The 18815-nt window shown below is 61.1% G+C and carries 17 protein-coding genes; 12 read left to right on the forward strand and 5 right to left on the reverse strand.

The genetic code is table 11. The annotated features are described in order from the left end of the window. Positions 1-115: 115 nt before the first annotated feature. The 4 genes from AC0V6X_RS11230 to AC0V6X_RS11245 all read left to right on the forward strand — a co-directional run bounded on the left by AC0V6X_RS11230 (position 116) and on the right by AC0V6X_RS11245 (position 4030). Complete coding sequence (locus AC0V6X_RS11230) at positions 116-523, forward strand: hypothetical protein (RefSeq protein ID WP_486184629.1); 408 nt, start codon at positions 116-118, stop codon at positions 521-523. Positions 524-587: 64 nt separating this feature from the next. After that, entirely contained in the window at positions 588-1259 is a 672-nt protein-coding gene (locus AC0V6X_RS11235; RefSeq protein WP_486184630.1) for a glutathione S-transferase family protein, read from the forward strand. Positions 1260-1271: 12 nt separating this feature from the next. After that, positions 1272-1676: a peptide-methionine (R)-S-oxide reductase MsrB gene (gene msrB, locus AC0V6X_RS11240; RefSeq protein WP_486184631.1), complete on the forward strand. Its 405-nt coding sequence runs from the start codon at positions 1272-1274 to the stop codon at positions 1674-1676. Between the two features lie 113 nt (positions 1677-1789). Beyond that, positions 1790-4030: a transglycosylase domain-containing protein gene (locus tag AC0V6X_RS11245; RefSeq protein WP_486184632.1), complete on the forward strand. Its 2241-nt coding sequence runs from the start codon at positions 1790-1792 to the stop codon at positions 4028-4030. Between the two features lie 71 nt (positions 4031-4101). Here the strand turns inward: AC0V6X_RS11245 and AC0V6X_RS11250 are convergent, their stop codons facing one another. The 3 genes from AC0V6X_RS11250 to hflK all read right to left on the reverse strand — a co-directional run bounded on the left by AC0V6X_RS11250 (position 4102) and on the right by hflK (position 7792). Further along, positions 4102-5631, reverse strand: coding sequence for a Do family serine endopeptidase (locus AC0V6X_RS11250; protein WP_486184633.1), 1530 nt, complete (start codon positions 5629-5631; stop codon positions 4102-4104). Between the two features lie 192 nt (positions 5632-5823). Then, positions 5824-6666, reverse strand: a complete 843-nt coding sequence (gene hflC, locus AC0V6X_RS11255; protein ID WP_486184634.1) for a protease modulator HflC — start codon at positions 6664-6666, stop codon at positions 5824-5826. 1 nt (position 6667) lies between these two features. After that, positions 6668-7792 (reverse strand): protease modulator HflK, encoded by a 1125-nt coding sequence (gene hflK / locus AC0V6X_RS11260; protein WP_486184635.1) that lies wholly within the window; start codon positions 7790-7792, stop codon positions 6668-6670. A gap of 117 nt (positions 7793-7909) precedes the next feature. On the opposite strand from hflK, the gene AC0V6X_RS11265 reads away from it, so the two are divergent. The 4 genes from AC0V6X_RS11265 to AC0V6X_RS11280 all read left to right on the forward strand — a co-directional run bounded on the left by AC0V6X_RS11265 (position 7910) and on the right by AC0V6X_RS11280 (position 13840). Continuing rightward, a complete protein-coding gene (locus tag AC0V6X_RS11265; protein WP_486184636.1) occupies positions 7910-8911 on the forward strand; it encodes an Mrp/NBP35 family ATP-binding protein in 1002 nt (333 codons plus the stop codon). 4 nt (positions 8912-8915) lie between these two features. Further along, entirely contained in the window at positions 8916-11213 is a 2298-nt protein-coding gene (locus AC0V6X_RS11270; RefSeq protein ID WP_486184637.1) for a xanthine dehydrogenase family protein molybdopterin-binding subunit, read from the forward strand. Between the two features lie 99 nt (positions 11214-11312). Further along, positions 11313-12347 (forward strand): ferrochelatase, encoded by a 1035-nt coding sequence (hemH, locus tag AC0V6X_RS11275; RefSeq protein WP_486184638.1) that lies wholly within the window; start codon positions 11313-11315, stop codon positions 12345-12347. 86 nt (positions 12348-12433) lie between these two features. Then, positions 12434-13840 carry a cytochrome P450 gene (locus tag AC0V6X_RS11280; RefSeq protein WP_486184639.1) on the forward strand — a complete coding sequence of 469 codons (1407 nt, stop codon included), beginning with the start codon at positions 12434-12436 and terminating at the stop codon, positions 13838-13840. 156 nt (positions 13841-13996) lie between these two features. On the opposite strand, the gene AC0V6X_RS11285 is transcribed toward AC0V6X_RS11280, so the two are convergent. Further along, complete coding sequence (locus AC0V6X_RS11285; RefSeq protein ID WP_486184640.1) at positions 13997-14167, reverse strand: DUF1674 domain-containing protein; 171 nt, start codon at positions 14165-14167, stop codon at positions 13997-13999. A gap of 61 nt (positions 14168-14228) precedes the next feature. Here AC0V6X_RS11285 and AC0V6X_RS11290 point away from each other — a divergent pair, with 61 nt between their 5' ends. Continuing rightward, complete coding sequence (locus AC0V6X_RS11290; RefSeq protein ID WP_486184641.1) at positions 14229-15473, forward strand: RsmB/NOP family class I SAM-dependent RNA methyltransferase; 1245 nt, start codon at positions 14229-14231, stop codon at positions 15471-15473. Positions 15474-15499: 26 nt separating this feature from the next. Here AC0V6X_RS11290 and msrA read toward each other — a convergent pair whose 3' ends face one another. Next, positions 15500-16045 carry a peptide-methionine (S)-S-oxide reductase MsrA gene (gene msrA, locus AC0V6X_RS11295; RefSeq protein ID WP_486184642.1) on the reverse strand — a complete coding sequence of 182 codons (546 nt, stop codon included), beginning with the start codon at positions 16043-16045 and terminating at the stop codon, positions 15500-15502. A 137-nt stretch (positions 16046-16182) separates the two neighbouring features. Between msrA and AC0V6X_RS11300 the strand changes: the two genes are divergently transcribed. Genes AC0V6X_RS11300 through aguB form a run of 3 tightly spaced genes read left to right on the forward strand, consistent with a single transcriptional unit; the run spans position 16183 to position 18811 of the window. Next, positions 16183-17040 (forward strand): class I SAM-dependent methyltransferase, encoded by an 858-nt coding sequence (locus AC0V6X_RS11300; RefSeq protein ID WP_486184643.1) that lies wholly within the window; start codon positions 16183-16185, stop codon positions 17038-17040. A gap of 34 nt (positions 17041-17074) precedes the next feature. Beyond that, positions 17075-17914 carry a class I SAM-dependent methyltransferase gene (locus AC0V6X_RS11305; RefSeq protein WP_486185575.1) on the forward strand — a complete coding sequence of 280 codons (840 nt, stop codon included), beginning with the start codon at positions 17075-17077 and terminating at the stop codon, positions 17912-17914. Positions 17915-17932: 18 nt separating this feature from the next. Then, positions 17933-18811 carry an N-carbamoylputrescine amidase gene (gene aguB / locus AC0V6X_RS11310; protein WP_486184644.1) on the forward strand — a complete coding sequence of 293 codons (879 nt, stop codon included), beginning with the start codon at positions 17933-17935 and terminating at the stop codon, positions 18809-18811. The last annotated feature ends 4 nt before the right edge of the window (positions 18812-18815 follow it).

Below are 18815 nucleotides of genomic sequence, written 5' to 3' on the forward strand. Positions count from 1 at the left end.
TTGATCCTTGTCAGTGAAGTACGCAGCGACACTGCGCGCCACAAGTGCTTTGTCGATGCAGCGGGCGGATTGTTGGTAGCCAGCGGTTCATGTGCGCTTCTATAGGCCCTGCCCCATGACCCTTACCTATTTCGCGACAATGCTCGCACCTTTTGTGGCTCTGCAAGCCGCTCCTCCTGCATCCACTGCGCCCGATACGCTTTCCGATGTGCCGATCGAGCAAGCGACCGCTCCGCGCTGCGGTGTTGCCTTTGCCGTTGTGCAAGGCTGGCAGAATGCTGGCGACCCACGCGGAGAAGACTGGCCTGCCATGGCTGAGACGCAGGCGCGTGAGTTTTTCGTGCGCGCGATGGCTCGGCTGATCGACGAATATGGGCTGGAGCAAGAGGATGTACAGGGCCTCGTCCAAGCAGAAGTCGCCCGCCACACTGCCGATTCTGGCGAGGCGGTTCGGGCGATGATGCCCGCTTGTCTGGCGCTATTGCGCATGTCTCCATTGCCGGCGCCCAGCGACGCACAATAATCGCGCGGATCTTCGCGTTCCTGTGTGGATTTCGCTGCACTGTTAGGGCAAAGGGTAAACCGCAATGTGGCAAATCTACCAATTCCCTCTGTGTCCGTTCTCGCGCAAAATTCGCCTGCTTATGGGTGAGAAGAACGTTGCCTATGATCTGGTGCGAGAAAACCCCTGGGAAGGGCGTGATGGCTTCCTCAACCTGAACCCTGCCGGACGAACACCGGTGGTGGTGAATGAGGAGAAAGGCATCACTCTGGTCGATAGCCGCGCGATAGGCGAATATTTCGAAGAGACGGTCGATGTCTCCCCGATGATCAACGGCACGGCGGCAAATCGAGCAGAGATCCGCCGCCTGACTGCTCTGTTCGACGAAGGCTTTTACCGCGATGTGACCGCGCCTTTGCTGCTTGAGCGCATGAAGAAGCGGATCATCTACAAGCAGCCCCCTGATAGCGGAGCCCTGCGCGCGGCAATGCGCATGGCGCATGGGCATCTTGATTACATGGACTGGCTGATCGACAACCGCCCCTGGCTCGCCGGATCGACGATGAGCATGGCAGACTTGGCCGCCGCTGCTCAGATCAGCGTGGCCGATTACCTCGGCGGGATCGACTGGAAGGGACACGAACAGACGCGCGGCTGGTATGCTGTTTTCAAGAGCCGCCCAAGCTTCCGCCCGCTGCTGTCGGAACGCATGGACGTTATCAAACCGCCCGCGCACTACAGCCAAGTCGACGGTTGAGGAGAGAAAATCATGCAAGACCCAAAAACCATCACCGAAGAGGAATGGCGCGAGCGTCTGACCGCTGAACAGTTCCACATCCTGCGCGAGGCGGGGACCGAACGCGCAGGGACAGGCAAATACGACAAGTTCTACGAGCAGGGCGAGTATATGTGCGCGGCCTGCGGCACCCGCCTCTTCATCAGCGCAGCCAAGTACAATTCGGGCTGCGGCTGGCCTGCCTTTACCAAGCCTGCCGAAGGCGATGTCATTGACGAGCATCGCGATGTTTCCTTTGGCATGATCCGCACCGAAGTACGCTGCGGCAAGTGCGACAGCCATCTTGGCCATGTTTTCCCCGATGGCCCTCCCGCCGAAGGGGGTTTGCGCTATTGCATCAACTCAGCCGCCTTGGAGTTCGTGCCCGAGGAAGGGTGAGCCACTCAACCAATCGGGGATGGCACGTTCCTGCTTGTTCACGCGGGGTTACAACTGGCCTATGCAATGCCAATCCTGTGAGGAACTGTTTGAAACAAGAGTGGCGCTAACTGATGTCGAAGCGCGGTAATCGTCTTCAGAACAAGGGCAAGCGCGGCTCTCGGCGCGCCGCGACCGAGCGGGCGTCTTCGACAAAGAGCTCTGGGAAATCCAAGCTGAAACGCGGCAAGAGCTCCCCGGAAAAACCCTCTGTCATCTGGAAATGGACCAAGCGTCTGGCCGTCACCGGCGTCGTGGTCGGATTGCTTGGCGCGATCTTCCTCGCCTTTGCGGTCGGCTTTGCAGCGCGCACTCTACCCAGCTTCCACCAATTGAAGTCGAGTCAGGCAGGCCAAACCATTCTGGTGCGCGCCCGCGATGGCAGTGAGATTGTCGAGATCGGTCCAAGCTTTGGCGAATGGCTCGATTATGACGAGATTCCGGAGAATATGACCAATGCGATGATCGCGGTTGAGGACAAGCGCTTTCATTCACATTTCGGGGTTGATCCGGTCCGCACGACTGGCGCGATTGTCGAAGGCTTCACAGGTGCGCGCTCTCGCGTGGGCGGCACCTCGACAATCTCTCAGCAGCTCGCGCGCAACCTGTTCCTGACCACCAACCGCACGGTCGACCGGAAGGCGCGTGAGGCCGTGCTAGCGATGGCACTTGAGTGGAAATTCTCGAAGGAGCAGATCCTCGAGCTTTATTTGAACAAGGTCTATTTCGGCGGCGGGGCCTATGGGATCGACTCTGCCTCCCGCAAATTCTTCAGCCACGATGCGCGTGAGCTATCGGTGGCCGAGGCCGCGATTATCGCAGGGTTGGTAAAAGCGCCCAGCCGCTATTCCCCCACCGCCGATGTGCAAGCCGCCGTTGACCGTGCGCAGGTCGTTTTGCGGCTGATGCGCGAGCAGGAATATATCACCGCGGAACAAGCCTCTGTCGATGTCGACACGGTGGAGCTGAAACAGCAATCGGGTCAGAATTCGGTGCGTTACTTCACCGATTGGGCGCTCCCTCAGCTCGACCTGCTGCTGCCGGAGACGAATGCTCCGCTGGAGGTGTGGACGACGCTGGACGTTGGGATGCAGCGCGCTGCAACTGCCGCGGTGGCGGCAAACTCCCCCGACGGAGCGCAGGGCGCGTTGGTGAGTGTCGACCGCGATGGCGCGATACTCGCTCTGGTGGGCGGCACCGACTATGTTGAGAGCAATTTCAACCGCGCGACCAATGCAATGCGCCAGCCGGGCTCTTCGTGGAAGCTGTTCGTCTATCTCGCCGCTCTTGAGGCAGGCTACACGCCCGATGACCGCGTGGTCGATACGCCGGTGACAATCGACGGGTGGAGCCCGCGCAACTCGAATGGACGCAATGTGGGTGAGACCAACTTGCGCACCTCGTTCGCCTACTCGATCAACACGGTTGCGGCGCAATTGGGCAATGAGGTTGGCTTTGGCACCGTTGCCTCGATGGCGCGGCGGTTTGGGGTGTCGAGCCCGATCTCGACCTTCCCGTCGATGGTGCTCGGCGCCTCCGAGGTTCGCCTGATCGAAATGACGCGCGCCTTTGCGAGCATTTCGGCCAAGGGGCAGGCGGTCGAGCCATACGGCATCACCAAGGTCGCCACGGCGAGCGGAGAGGTGATCTACGAACACAAACGCCCGCGTGAACAGCAATTGGTGCCTGACTATGTCGCCGCTGGCATTACGGACCTGCTGCAAGCCGCCGTCCAAACCGGCACGGGTCGCGCAGCGCAGATCGGGCGTCCGGTGGCGGGCAAGACGGGCACCACCTCTTCGAACAAGGATGGGTGGTTCGTGGGTTTCTCATCCGGCATCACGACAGGCGTGTGGATGGGCCGCGATGATGCGCGCGCCGTCCCAGGCCTGCAAGGTGGCCGTGCGCCTGCTCGCGCCTTTGCCGCTTATATGCGCTACGCCGTGAAGGACCGTGCGGTCGAAGAGTTCGACACCGAATTGAACCTGCCCGAATGGCAGCTGGAGCCGGACGAAGAGGCTCTCTATGGCGATCCGGACGAATATTACTTCATCGATGAGCAGGGCAATCTGATCGAGCCGGGCCGCCGCGACCCGTCGGACAGCCCCTTTGACGTCGATGGCGAACGCCCTACCGATGAGCCTCCACCTGCGGCCAGTGAGGATTTCCTTGAGCAAGCGACGGGGCAGCCCATTGGGCCAGATCGCCCTGATAGGCGCGATCCTCCACCGCCACCCCCGGACATACGCTCACCGGATTTCCTGGGGCCGGATCCCCCCGGAAACAGAGGGCCGAGTACTGACCCGCCCGATTGATAGCGTAAAAGAAAACGCCCCCGCAGCTCTCACTGCGGGGGCGTTTTGATTTCAGCTCTTGCGTCAGTCGATCAGCGCAAGCGGATCGGCAGATAACGCGGTGGTGCGCCGCGGCGCTGGATGCGCAGGAGCACGGCGTCGCGGCCATCAGCCTCAGCAGCGGCGATCTGCTCACGCAGCGCCTCTGCCGTGCCGACATCTGAATAGTTTGCAGACAGGACGATGTCGCCGCGACGCAGGCCCTTGCGGCCCGCATCCGAGTTCGGGTCAACCGCGCCAATGACGAGGCCGCCCGTATCCGCCGGAACGCCCAAGCTGCGCGCGATCTGCGGCGTCATTTCGAGCACTTGCAGGCCGAGCTTTTCGGCAATCGTCTCATCCGAAGCACCAGGATCCATCGGCTCTTCCGCCTCTGGATCGAAGTTCTGCGCTGCTTGCGCAAGCTCCTCTTCCGGAGGGCGTTTGCCAATCGTGGTGTTAAGCGTCAGGCGGCGGCCATTGCGAAGCACTTCAACAGGCACACTCACGCCCGGATCAATGTTCGCAACCAGGAAGGAAACCGTCTGTTCGGAGGTCACTTCGGCGCCATTGACGCTGACGATGATATCGCCGGGCTCAATGCCAGCATCGTCGGCTGGCGTATCGCCATTGACGAGCTGCACGATCTCACCACGGTTGCGCGGCAGGCCAAGCGAGCTGGCCATATCGTCCGAGATCGGTTCAAGAGCAACGCCTAGATAGCCACGTTCGATTTGCTGCCCTTCCCGAAGCTGATTTACGATCGGTTCCGCAATTTCAGCCGGAATGGCGAAGCCGATCCCTACGCTTCCTCCGGAGGGCGAAAGAATGGCATTGTTAACGCCAATCACACGGCCGCGCATGTCGAACAGCGGACCACCTGAATTGCCTCGGTTGATCGAAGCATCGGTCTGGATAAAGCGATCATAGGCGCCGCCCTGACCGGTGTTGCGATAAACAGCTGACACGATCCCGCTCGTCACCGTACCGCCGAGGCTAAATGGATTGCCAATCGCGACCACCCATTCTCCGACGCGAGTTTGCCGCGAATCGCCAAACTCCACGAACGGGAAAGTCTCATCCGAGACGATCTTGAGCACGGCGAGGTCGGAAGGCGCATCAGCGCCAACCAGTTCTGCTTCGTACTCTCTGCCGTCGGGCATGGTGATGGTGATCTCTTCCAGCCGCGCGCGGTTATCCGGTGCAACAACGTGGTTGTTGGTCACGACATAGCCGTCCGCGCTGATGATGAAGCCGGATCCGAGTGAAGTCGCTTCACGCCGCTGCGGTTCATCACTGGGCGCACGGCGTTGGAAGCGCCGGGCCCAAGGTGTGCCGAGGAACGGGTTGCTGGTGACCGGAACCGATTGCCGGGTCGAGATATTGACCACCGCCGGCTGCAATTGCTCGGTCAGGTCGGCAAAGCTTGATGGCGCGCCGGCCACGGGAACGACCCGGTCCATGACCGAGGTGTCATTTTGGGCGACCTGCGCGCCAGCAGGGAAGCCAGTCATCAGCGAAACCGCAGCGCCTCCCACCAGAAGCGCACTTGTCAGTCCATAAACATACCGCACGTTGCTCACGTCCTCTCGTTCCTTTTCATTTGCGCGTGTTGGCCGCCCTATCGTGACCAAACGCTATCTCCAGATACGCGTATAAAGTTACGTTGGCACAAAGTGGCGAGACGCGCTTAACCGCATATGAAGACGCTTGTAGTCGGTAGCGTCCGGTCAACGCTTCGTCGGTCGCGCGCTCTTTGTCCTGCTGTTTGCGCGTCAATTCCCGTTGAATTGGTTGAAATACTCGTTGTCCGCATCGAGCACCATCGAGGAATTTCCTTCACCAGCGATGAATGTCTGACGATAAGACTGCATCGCGCGGTAGAAATCGTAGAAGTCCGGATCCCTGCCATAGGCATCGGCATAGGTTGCCGCCGCCTCTGCATCGGCTTGTGCGCGAATGATCTGAGCGTTCTTCCGACCTTGTGCGCGGATTGTTTCGGCTTGCTCTTGCCGTTCCGAAATCATCCGAGTGAAGGCCGCTTGCAGGGGAGTTCCCTCTGGCAAGTCAGCCGCCTTGATCCGAACGTCGATAATCTGCGCGCCATATTGACGGGCCTGAGCATCAAGCGTGTCGCGAATATTGTTCATCGCATCACCACGCTCTGTGGTCAGTAGGCTGGCGAAAGTCCGCCGACCGAGCTCCTGACGCAGAACCGAGCGAAGGATGCGGGTAAGCTGGGTGTTGAGGCCGTTTTCATCGCGCGCGCTTTCGATCATCTGCACCGGCTGGATGATCCGATACCGCGCATAGGCGTTGACGCGAAGGCGCTGCTGATCGCTGGTCAGAACCTGCTCATTATCCATGTCGAGATCGAGCACACGGCGCTCCACCATCTGCACACGGTCGTAGAACGGGATGCGATACCAGAAGCCTGCACCGGTCTGACCGAAGGGATCATCCGGGCGATACATATTCACGATCTGCTTGGGATTACCCGCGCTGATGATCACCGCCTGCTTGGTCTCCGGCGTCACAAAAAGCGACGAGGCACCGCCCACGAGGATCACGCCAAGCGCGATGAAGACGAGCTTATACTGGGTCCAAATGTTCTGCATCTTACTGGCCTCCCTGTTCTGACGCGGCAGGCGGCGCGGCCGTCGGGCGGCTGCGTTCAACCTCGCGCAGAGGGATGTAGGGGGTGACGCCATCAGCATCGATCACGGTCTTGTCTGTGCGGGAAAGCACCGCTTCCATTGTCTCGTAATACAGACGACGGCGGGTCACTTCTGGGGCAAGACGGTATTGCGCATAGATTTGATTGAACTGTTCCGCCTCACCTTCGGCGAGAGCCAGCAGACGCTGCGAATAACGCCGCGCGCCATTCAATTCACGCTCAGCATCCTGCTGCGCTGCGAGCACGTCGTTAAACGCCTCTACCACGCTTTCGGGCGGATCGGTCTTGTCGACTTCGATACCTTGCACCGTGATGCCTGCGCCGTAGCTATCGAGGATGGACTGCATCCGGGTCTGGACATTGCCTTGAATGTCGGCGCGCCCTTCACCCGAGATCACGGTGTCGAGCGTCTTTTCCGCAACCGAGGACCGCATCGCGGTCTCTGCGGCTTCGCGCACCGTCTCAATCGGGTCAGCGAGCTGGAATTGGAACAGCGACAGATCGTTGATGTTCCAACGCACCGAATAGCTGAGATCGACGAGGTTCTGGTCTCCGGTCAGGATCAGCTTGCTGCCCACTTCCTCAGTCCGGATTTCCTGAACGTTTTCCACTTCGACGATGCTGATCGGATAGGGCCAGGAAACATTGGTGCCTTGATCGTAGGTTCCGACAAATTTGCCGCCAAAACGAGTCACGGTTGCCTGCTCGCCGGGCTGAATGAAGTGGAAGGAGGTGAATATCAACCAAACCGCGACAAGCCCTGCGATGATAATGGGAACCCAGCTGCCGCCCGCCGGCGTCTCTGGCAGGCGGAAGCCCGTGCCGCCTCCGCCGCCTGCACGGCGTGGGCCTTCGGGGCCGCGGTTTTTGAAGATGTCTTCGATATTGGCTGAGCGGCGTTTACCCTCGCCTCCGCCACCGGGAAGCCACGGATTGCGCGGTCCTTCCTTGGGGCCTTCCTTGGAGCCATCATCGCCATCGGGAGCGCCGCTGTCGCCGCCTTCATCCGATCCGCCGCCAGAGCCTTTCGAGCCTGAACCGCCCCAAGGGCTTTTCTTTCCCGCCATGGCGAGTGCGATATTCTTTCTGAAACCGTCAAAAATTTGCATGCTATCCTTATAGGAACGCATTTTGAGGAAAAACAGGGGTTGGCGTACGGAATTTGATGCTAGAGGCATTTCGCAATGACTGACAGCTCACAAACACCCTCCAATCCCGCTGAAGACGAAGCCCGCCTGCGATCCGCTTTGCCGATCGAAATTCACGGCCGCTTGCGCTCGGCAAGGATTGTCGAGAGCCGTGCGATTGTCGTTGCAGAGGGTGGCGATCTGGGCGCGAAGGCGCGCGAAGAGCTCGAAAAACTGATCGAAGATGCCCTGTCCAAACTCGACGGTATCGAAGAAGTCCGCGTGGCGCTGATCGCAGAGCGGCGGCGGCGGATGATTATTGCGGTTGGCTCAGGCAAAGGCGGCGTGGGCAAATCGACGCTCACGACGAACCTCGCCGTGGCTCTGGCGCGTAAAGGTCGCAAGGTTGGCGTGATCGACGGCGATATCTACGGCCCCTCCCAGCCGCGCCTGCTCGCGACGGAAAAGATGAAGCCTGAAGCGCTGGGCGACAAACTGGTGCCGGTAACAAGCCCGCACGGGGTCAAGGTTCTCTCCATGGGGCATGTCGTTGCACCCGGCAAAGCGCTTGCATGGCGCGGGCCGATGGCGGGCAAAGCGCTCGGACAATTGGTCGATGCAGTCTGGGACGACACCGAATTGCTGCTGATCGACTTGCCGCCGGGCACGGGCGATGTGCAAATATCGATGATGGCGGACAGCAAGCCCGATGGAGCCGTGCTTGTTTCCACGCCGCAGGACTTGGCACTGCTCGACGCGGCGCGCGCAGGGCAATTGTTTGAGGATGGCGACGTGCCCATCATCGGCCTTGTCGAGAACATGGCTGGTTACGAATGCCCCGAATGTGGGCACATCTCCGACCCCTTTGGCTCCGGCGGGGTCGAGAAATTTGCCAAGGCGCTGGAGATACCCTTCCTTGGCCGCGTGCCCTTGACCATGCAGACGCGCCTTGCTGGCGACGCTGGCAAACCTCCTGCCGCTGAAGACACAGAGGTTGCCGCCCCCTTCCTCGCCATCGCCGACAAGCTCGACCGTTGGATGACGAGTGGAGCGGTCTGAGGCGATGCAGTTTACGCGGCGAGGTCTGGTCACAGGCGCTGCTGTAGGCGGCGGGCTGCTGGTCGCCTGGTGGTTTCTGCCGCGCAACTATCCCAACCCGCTGGCCGCGGCGAGTGGCGAGCATATTTTCGACGCCTGGATCAAGATTGCAGAGGACGGCGTCGTCTCTGTCGCGGTCCCGCAATTGGAGATGGGCCAAGGCATCACGACGCTGATCCCGCAGATCGTCGCACAGGAATTGGGAGCGGATTGGCGACAGATCGCGGTTGAGCCTGCTCCCGTCGCAGCCGCCTATCCCAACGTGCCGCTCGCCAAAAAGTGGGCTGAATTGTGGGAGCCGCTTGCGACCGGCATCTCAGATGCGACCGACGATATGTTGGCGGAGAGCTTTGCTCGCTCCTCGCGCTTTACCGCGACCGCCGATGGCACGGCGCTCGCCGCATACGAAGCCCCCGCAAGAGCCGCCGCTGCCGCGGCCCGCGCAATGCTGGCGCAGGAAGCGGCTGAGCGCTGGGGCACGGCCTGGGAAGAGTGCGAGGTCGCCAACGGCATCGTCTCCTGGAACGACCAGCGCGCAAGCTTTGGCGAACTCGCCGCCGGAGCCGCTGAACAATCGCCGCCCGACCCTCCTCCGGTGCGCCCCGACGTGCCAAGCGAGAACCCTTTCGTTGCCGATGGCCAGTCCGACAGCAACGCCCCGCCTGCTTTCCCTCGGATTGATCTGCCCTCCAAAGTCGATGGCTCCTACCGCTTTGCCGCTGATGTGCGCCTGCCCGGCATGGTCTTTGCCGCAATCCGGCACGGGCCCAACAATGGCGCCGAGCTCGAAAGCTTCAACGAAGGCGCTGCGGCGGGTGTTTCGGGCGTGGTCGGCGCAGTCAAAACCAAACGTTGGCTCGCCGTTGCCGCGACGACTTGGTGGAGCGCCAACAAAGCGCTCGACGCGATGGACCCGCAATTCACCACGCCCTATCCGGTCGACAGCGACGTGATCGAAGCGCGGCTCGACACGCTTTTGAGCGGGGGCGACAGCTACAAGATTGCAGAGACAGGGTTCGGCGAAGAGGCGTTGACCAAGGTCGATTTCGCCCGCCGCTACAATTTTGAACCCGTCCACGCCGCGCCGATTGAAACTGCGAGTGCGGCGGCGCGCTTTGTCGATGGCAGGCTGGAATTGTGGATCGCAAGCCAGGCCCCGGAACAAGCCCGCAAAGCCGCTGCCAAAGCGGTTGGCATCGCGGTGGAGGATGTCGCGCTCTATCCCATGCCCGCTGGCGGCAGCTTCGATGCGCGGCTGGAGCATGAGCACGCAATTGAAGTCGCACATATCGCCAAGACATTGGAGCGCCCTGTGCAGCTTACATGGCCGCGCCGGGATGAGATGATCCGATCACGCCCGCGCCCAACAACCGGCGTGATGATCGGTGCGCAGCTGTCAAATGGCGGGCGCGGCGACATTGACGCACTTCAACTGCGGGTCGCCACTCCGCCCGTGATGCGCGAATTTGGCGAGCGGTTGTTCGGCAATCTGACGCCTTGGGCCGCTATTCGCGAAAGCACGGGCAAGAGCGATCCTTTGGCGGTCGAGGGGGCCGTTCCGCCTTACGAACTCGCCAGCGTCACCGTGCGCCATGTGCCGGTCGAAACCGGCCATCCCGCAGGCCGGGTGCGCGGCAATGCCCACGGGCCGACTTGCTTTGCGATTGAGAGCTTCCTCGACGAAGTCGCCAACCGCCATGCGAGAGAGCCGCTATCCTACCGCATGGCGATGCTCGGCAGCGATATTCGGCTTGCCGCATGCCTCCAACGCGCAGCCTCCATGGCGGAGTGGAATGGCGGCGTGAACCAGAGCGGTCAGGGCATTGCCTGCCACAGGATCGGGGATGCGCAGACCGGTGGGCGGATCGCTTGCGTGGCGACTGCGACGCGCGCGGCTGACGGATCGAGCGCGGGCGTTAGAGTGGCGCGGTTGTCAGTGGCGGTCGATATTGGCCGGATCGTCAATCTCGACATCGCTCGCCAGCAGATCGAAGGCGGCTTGCTGTTTGGCCTTGGCATGGCGCTGGGCAATGCGATCAAAATGCGCGGCGGTCTGCCCGCCAGCTTCGACTATGCTGACCTTGGCCTGCCCAAGCTTGCTGATTGCCCAGAGATAGAAGTCGACTTCATGCCGTCTGACGCCACACCCGCCGATCCGGGTGAATTGGGCGCAGTCGTCACCCCGCCAGCGATTGCCAATGCTCTCTTTTCTGCTACGGGCTTGCGACTGAGAAGACTGCCCCTACTTTCTAGCGGGCTTTAAGATTTATCGAAACGCGTGGGATCGCGTTTGCCTCTTATGAGGCGGGCGTAGCGTATTTGGACACCGAACTGACACTTACAGGCGACCCCTCGCACTTTCATGACTTGGCAAAAACAGCATCTCCCCAATGATCACCCGCCCGTTTCGAGCGGGACAATTGGCGTGTTGCTGGTCAATCTGGGCACGCCCGATGGGCCGGACCCTGCCTCCGTCAAACGATACCTAAAGCAATTCCTGTCGGACCGCCGCGTAATTGAGATACCCGCGATTGCATGGCAGCCGATCTTGCGCGGGATCATCCTCAACACGCGTCCCCAGAAAAGCTCGGAAGCCTATTCGAAAATCTGGACCGATCGCGGCTCTCCGCTGGCTGACATCACCGCTTCGCAGGCTGAGGCGATTGCCGACCTGTTCGGAGAGAAAGTGATCGTCGACTACGCCATGCGATACGGCAAGCCGTCGATTGAGGATCAGCTGACCAAATTGACGGAGAAAGGCTGCGACCGCATTCTGGTTGCGCCGATGTATCCGCAATATTGCGCCGCCACGACCGCAACCGTTTTCGACGAAGTGGCGCGCGTGTTGAAGGAGCGGCGCTGGCAGCCGGCCTTGCGCTTTGTGCCGCCCTATCACGACGATGATCTGTATCTGACCGCGCTCGCCGATGATCTCACTCGGCAGGTCAAGGCGCTAACCTTCAAGCCAGAAGTGATGCTGCTGAGCTTCCACGGCATGCCGCAGCGCACGCATGATCGCGGTGATCCCTATCACTGCCACTGCCAAAAAACCTCGCGTCTGCTGCGCGAGAAGCTGGAGCAGAGGCCCGAGTTTGCAGGCGTTCGGTTCGAAACCACCTTCCAGTCCCGCTTCGGCCCGGCTCAGTGGTTGGAGCCAGCAACCGACGACACTCTGATTGCCGAGGGCGAGAAGGGGACCAAGAAGCTCATCGTTGCCGCGCCCGGTTTCGCCGCCGATTGTGTCGAGACGCTGGAAGAGCTCGCTCTGGAAGGCCGCGATGAATTCCTCGAGGCAGGCGGCGAAGACTATGCCGTGCTAGACTGCCTCAACACCTCCGAGGCGGGCCTGACTATGGTCGAGGCGATGATCCGGCGCGAGCTATCCGGCTGGATCTGAGACGCTTGTAAGAGCCGCTTACATTCTGGTAAGTTTCAAATCATAGACCGATTTCGAACCTTACCTTTGTGAGAAAGACCACCGACATGGCCACCCTAGCCAAGCCGAACGACGCTGCCGAAGCGCCCACCTTCGATCATTGGGGTGATGGCAACCCAGATGTCAGTGAGCTGTCCCACATTCCGGGCGAAACCGGATGGCCCATTGTTGGCAACACCTTCACCATGCTCGCCGATCCGCACGGCTTTACCAAGCGGATGATCGACACATACGGCAAGGTCTATAAAAACCGCGCCTTTGGTGGGTATCAAGTTACTCTGGTCGGAGCTGAGGCAAACGAGCTGGTCCTGTTCAACAAGGACAAGATCTTCTCCTCCGAACAAGGCTGGGGACCGGTGCTTGACCAGCTCTTCCCGCGCGGGCTGATGCTGCTCGATTTCGACCACCACCGGATTGACCGACGCGCGCTGTCTATCGCGTTCAAGCCGGGGCCGATGCGGCATTATTCCGGCTCTCTCAACGCAGGCATCGCAAGCGAAGTGAAGACGTGGGAAGGGCCAAAGACCTTCTTCCCCGCGATCAAGAAACTCACCCTCGATCTGGCGGCGGAGAGTTTTCTGGGCGTTCCGCTGGGGCCAGAGGCCGACAGTCTCAACACTGCCTTCGTCGATATGGTGCAAGCCTCAGTCGCGCCCGTTCGCAAACCTTTGCCCTTCACCAAGATGAAGAAGGGCGTCGATGGCCGCGCTTTCATGGTCGACTATCTGACCAAGGAAACGATCCGGCGGCGCGAAGAGGGCGGCGGGCAAGACATGTTCAGCCAATTCGCTACAGCGACACGCGAAGACGGCTCGCTGCTGCCGGTTGATCAGGTGGTTGATCACATGAGCTTCCTGCTTATGGCCGCCCACGACACGATCACGTCATCCTCCACCTCCCTGATCTATCAGCTCGCGACCCATCCCGCATGGCAAGAGAAAGTGCGCGAGGAGATTATGGCGGTGACCGGCGGCCCGGATGCCGACGGCAACACCCGCGCGCTCGACTATGACGATATGGGCAAGCTGGAACTGACCGAGATGGCCTTCAAAGAAGCGCTGCGACTGATCCCGCCCGTGCCCTCCATGCCGCGCCGCGCGCTCAAGGAATTTGAGTTCGGCGGATACCGCATCCCGGCCGGACAGCTGGTTGGCATCAACATCTACTGGACGCACCACTCAGAGGAATATTGGGACGATCCCTTCACCTTCGATCCGATGCGCTTCACGCCGGACAAGGTGAAGGCGCGGCACAAATATGCCTGGGTCCCCTTTGGCGGCGGCGCGCATATGTGTCTGGGCCTGCACTTTGCCTATATGCAGATCAAACTGATCCTCTCGCACTTGCTCCAGCAATACCGGATTGAGGTTGCGGACGGCTACAAGCCCGACTGGCAGGAATGGCCAATCCCGCAGCCCAAGGACGGGTTGCAGGTGAAGTTTGTGCGTATTTAATTGGTTACGCTCGCCCGTCCGGGCGAGCGTCCTCGGTGCAATTCCTTCGCCCCCATACAAAATTTGGGCTACGGGCACCTGCGGGCGCGCGCCCTTGTCTTATGGCGCGCTTGCGGCCGCTAGCGCAGCCGTTCTGGAGCAACCGTCTCCGCTCTCTCAAAAATCCCAGGCAATGCCTTTGCTCTCCCAGTCGCCATAGCGCGTGGGAGACAGATCGCGCGGCTCGTCCTTATTCGGATCAACCTTTTTGGGCGCAGGCACAGGATCGTTGGTCCAGTGCGCAGGCTTTTTGAAGTCGCGCGCGGCTTTGGTTTTCTTTGTGGTCATCTTGATAGCAAACATGGCGAGGCTGGCGCTCGGTTTCAAGCGCTTGTAGGGCGCTAGTCATATGGCTCAACCTCCCGGAATTCATGCGCGGCGCGCGGCGCTCAAATTGCTCGATGCGGTCCTGCGCCGGGGGGAGACGTTGGAGCAGGCGGCGCCGCCTGCCCTGCGCGATGTGCGCGATGCGAACGATCAGGCGCTTGCGCGGGCGATTGCAGGGGAGACTTTGCGCTGGCTGACTGACATCGACGCGTTGATTGACAGCGCGACCAAAAAGCCGCTGCCCGATGACGCCAAGCCGCGCACGGTGCTGCGCATGATGCTGGCTCAGGCACTGCGATTGGAGACCCCGCCGCATGCGGTAATCGCCACCGGACTGCCGCTCCTTTCCGGAGGGCCAAGGCGGCTTGCACATGGCGTGTTCTCGACTTTGACGAAGCGCGAGGTGGCATTGCCCGAAGCGCCAACATTGCCTGCTGACGTTCGCGAGCGTTGGGGTGAGCGAGCTGAAGCAATCGCGACTGGCCTCGCCATGCCTCCCGAAGTCGATCTCCACATCAAAGACGCCTCGCAGACCGCCGGGTGGCAAGCGAAGCTGGGCGGAGAGAGCCTTGCCCCCGGCCATGTCCGCGTGCCCCGCGGGAGCAGGATCGAGACTTTAGAGGGCTACAAGGAAGGCGCGTGGTGGGTGCAAGACCTCGCCGCGCAGCTCCCCTCGATGCTGCTGGGCAAGGGAACTGGACATGCGCTCGACCTATGCGCCGCGCCCGGAGGCAAGACCATGGCGCTCGCCGCGAACGGTTGGAATGTCACCGCGCTCGACCTATCCAAACGGCGGTTGGGGGTGCTCAAGGAGAATTTGAAGCGCACTGGCCTGAAGGCCTCGCCCGTGCGCGCCGATGCGCTGAAATGGGAGCCGAAGCACCAGTTTGACGCCATCCTGATCGACGCACCCTGCACCGCGACGGGCACCTGCCGCCGCCACCCCGACGTCCTCCACCGCATCGGCTCGCGCCAGATCGCGGAGATGGTCGAGATCCAACGCGCGCTGGTGGAGAGGGCAGCCGGATGGCTGAAACCCGGTGGCACGCTGATCTATGCGGTCTGCTCCCTAGAGCGGGAAGAGGGCGAGGATCAGGCGGCGTGGATCGATGCTGAGCTGGGATTGGAGCCCAATCCCATCGCGTCAGAGGAACTGCCCGCTAACCTCCTGCCCACATCAGAAGGCTGGGCCCGCACTGACCCCGGAATGCTCACCGAACAAGGCGGCTTGGACGGATTTTTCGTTGGACGCTGGGTGAAGGGCTAGGGTCCTGACCCTAGAGCGGAAGCCCTTTAAGGTTTCACATACTTCTGGAAGCTTTTCCTGAGCTTCATGATTTTCGGGGGGATCACAGCCAAGCAATAGGGATTACGCTGGCCTTCGCCGTCCCAATATTCCTGGTGGTAGTCCTCTGCCGGATACCACTCAGCGGTTTGAGCATCGCCTTCCAGCCCCTCAATCGTCGTGACCGCCGTCCCCGAATTCTCCGCATTCCAGCGCGCGATGGCGGCTTCGGCTTCTTCGCCTTGGGCTGCGGAAAGCGGGAAGATGGCGGACCGGTATTGGGTGCCGATATCGTTGCCCTGACGGTTCAACTGGGTCGGATCGTGGGTGCCGAGGAACACGTCGTAGATTTCGGGAAGAGAAATCACCGCCGGGTCAAACGTGACCCGAATGCCCTCTGCGTGACCCGTTTGACCGGTGCAGACCTGCTTGTAGGTGGGGTTGGGGACTGAGCCGCCAATATAGCCGCTCTCCACTGCGCTTACACCGATGACGTCGCGGAAGACCGCTTCCGTGCACCAGAAGCATCCGCCTGCGATAACTGCCTGTTCCATGTCTAATCAGGTCTCCTTTTCGATAAACGACATAGGGAGGCCGACCGGTATTGCCAGAGTTCTTTGAGGAACCTTGTCATCATGCGCGGCGTTCGTCAGGAGGAACATTCGCAACTGGAAATGAGAGGACCGATCCCATGAAAGCCACTCTGCTTGCCGCGCTCGCCGCTGGCTCTGCTTTTGTCACCTTCGCATCGCCTGCAGCCGCTGACGGCCACGGCGACCACGCGCACAGCATCGAAGACGTGCTCGCGCATGAACGCCGCGATGATGACCGCGCACGCGACCAATATCGCAATCCGGCTGAAACGCTCGCTTTCTTCGGTGTTGAGCCGGGCATGACGGTTGCCGAATTCGGCCCCGGCGGCGGCTGGTACACCCGCGTACTTGCGCCGTACCTGATGCCGACCGGCCAATATATGGCCGTCAACACCGACAGCGACGCCGGCACCTATCGCGACCGCGCTCAGGAAGCGCGCGCCAAGGGCTGGACCGAGCGTTTCAAGTCCGGCCTGGCTGAAGCAATGGGCGTTGAAGCCGACGACGTGATGGCGTTCGAAATTGATGAGATGCCAGAGGACGTGGCCGGCACGGTCGACCGCGTGGTAATCTTCCGCTCGATGCACGGCCTTAACATGCGCAACAATGCGGACGACGTGCTGAAGGCGGCGCGCGTGATGTTGAAGGATGACGGTATGGTTGGCGTGGTCCAGCACCGCGCTCCTGACGGCGCATCCTACGACGATTACGGCGCACGCCAGCGCGGCTATATGCGGGTGCAAGACGTTGTCGCGATCTTCGAGGCAAATGGCTTTGAACTGGCTGACTCAAGCGAAGTGAATGCCAACCCCAACGACACCGCCGACTATGAAGGCGGCGTCTGGACCCTTCCTCCGTCGCTTGGCTTTGGCCGCCAGTCCGAAGAGGAAATGGCCCGCCACCGTGCGATCGGTGAAAGCGACCGTATGACCTTGCTGTTCCGCAAGGCTCAGTAAGCGGGCTCAAACCGTGAGAGCGTTTCGATCTGTGATGGTGCTAGCGGCGGGCGCGTTTTCGCTCGCCGCTTGCGACCCAGGTGTGGCGGTGAACGAATGCGATGACACCCAGATCGAAGACACGCGGCTGAAAGAGACGCTGGCGCATGAACGACGCGAGCGTGATCGCAAGCGTGATGCCGCGCGCAATCCGGCTGAGACGCTCGAGTTCTTCCAGATCGCTCCCGACCAGACCTTGATCGAATATGCGCCGGGCGGCGGCTGGTATACGCGGATCCTCGCGCCGTACCTTTCGGACAAAGGGCAATATATCGCGGTCAGCTTCGCGCCTGATGGGGTCGCGTCGCTCAACGAAGACTTTCGGATGCGCCTGCGCGAAGGGGGCGAGACTTTCTCCGCCACTCAATCTCGCGCGCTCGGGATCCCGCAAGAGAAATTGCCGTTCCATTTTGGCGACGCTGTGCCGGACAGCCTTGATGGCCAGGTCGACCGCGTGCTCATCATCCGCATGATGCACAATCTGATGCGCTGGGACATTGCCCAAAGCGAAATTGCAGCCTTGCGCGATACGCTCGCCCCCGGCGGCATGGTCGGAGTGGTCCAGCACCGCGCCTCCGCTGATGCCGCTGATGAATTTGCCGATGGCAATGCGGGCTATCTGAAACAGGCCGATGTGATCGCCTTTTTCGAATCCAACGGGTTCGAGCTCGTCGCCTCCAGCGAAATCAACGCCAATCCGAACGACACCGCCGACCACGAAGCAGGGGTATGGACTCTCCCCCCAACCTTCGCGCTGGGCGACCGTGACAAGGCGAAATACAAAGAAATCGGTGAGAGCGATCGCATGACGCTCCTTTTCACGAAGGTCGAGTGAAGCTATCGGCTCTTTCTTATGAGCCAACTGACCGTCGCCGCCTTGCAACTGCCCCTCGCTCGCCCAGATGAGGCGGGCAATATCGCTGCTGTTGCGGCTCTGGTGGAAGAGGCCGCCAGCAAAGGCGCGCGGCTGATCCTGCCGCCCGAGCTCTTCTCAGGCCCCTATTTCTGCCGCGAGGAGGATGAGGCGCTGTTTGCGCTCGCCCGGCCCACCGCGCAGCATCCAAGTGTGATCGCGATGCAGGAGCTGGCAGCGCGGCTCAAAGTCTCGATCCCCACCAGCTTCTTCGAACGCGACGGGCACCACTATTACAACACGCTCGCCATGATCGGCCCGGATGGCGCGGTGATGGGCACTTATCGCAAGAGCCACATTCCCGATGGTCCGGGATACGAAGAGAAGTTCTATTTCCGCCCCGGCAATGACGGGTTCAAGGTCTGGGACGTGCCATCGGATGACGGCTCAACTGTTCGGGTCGGCGTCGGCATTTGCTGGGATCAATGGTATCCCGAATGCGCGCGGGTGATGGCTTTGAAGGGCGCCGAAGTGCTGCTCTACCCCACGGCGATTGGCTCCGAGCCCTATGACGCTGACCTCGACACCAGCCGCATGTGGCGGCGTACGATGATCGGCCATGCGGTGTCGAATTGCATGCCAGTGGTCGCGAGCAATCGGATCGGGGCGGAGGGCGATGGCGAAGCAGCGCAGAACTTTTATGGCCACTCCTTCATCAGCGATGAGTGGGGCGATCTGGTCGAGGAATTCGGAAGCCAAGAGACCGGCGTGCTGGTCACCACGCTAGACCTTGCCCGCGCAGCCAAGCATCGCGCTGGCATGGGCTTCTTCCGCGACCGCCGCCCACAGCTATATGGCCGCCTTGCCGAAGACATCTGACCAG

The organism is Erythrobacter sp. S267, from assembly GCF_057365045.1.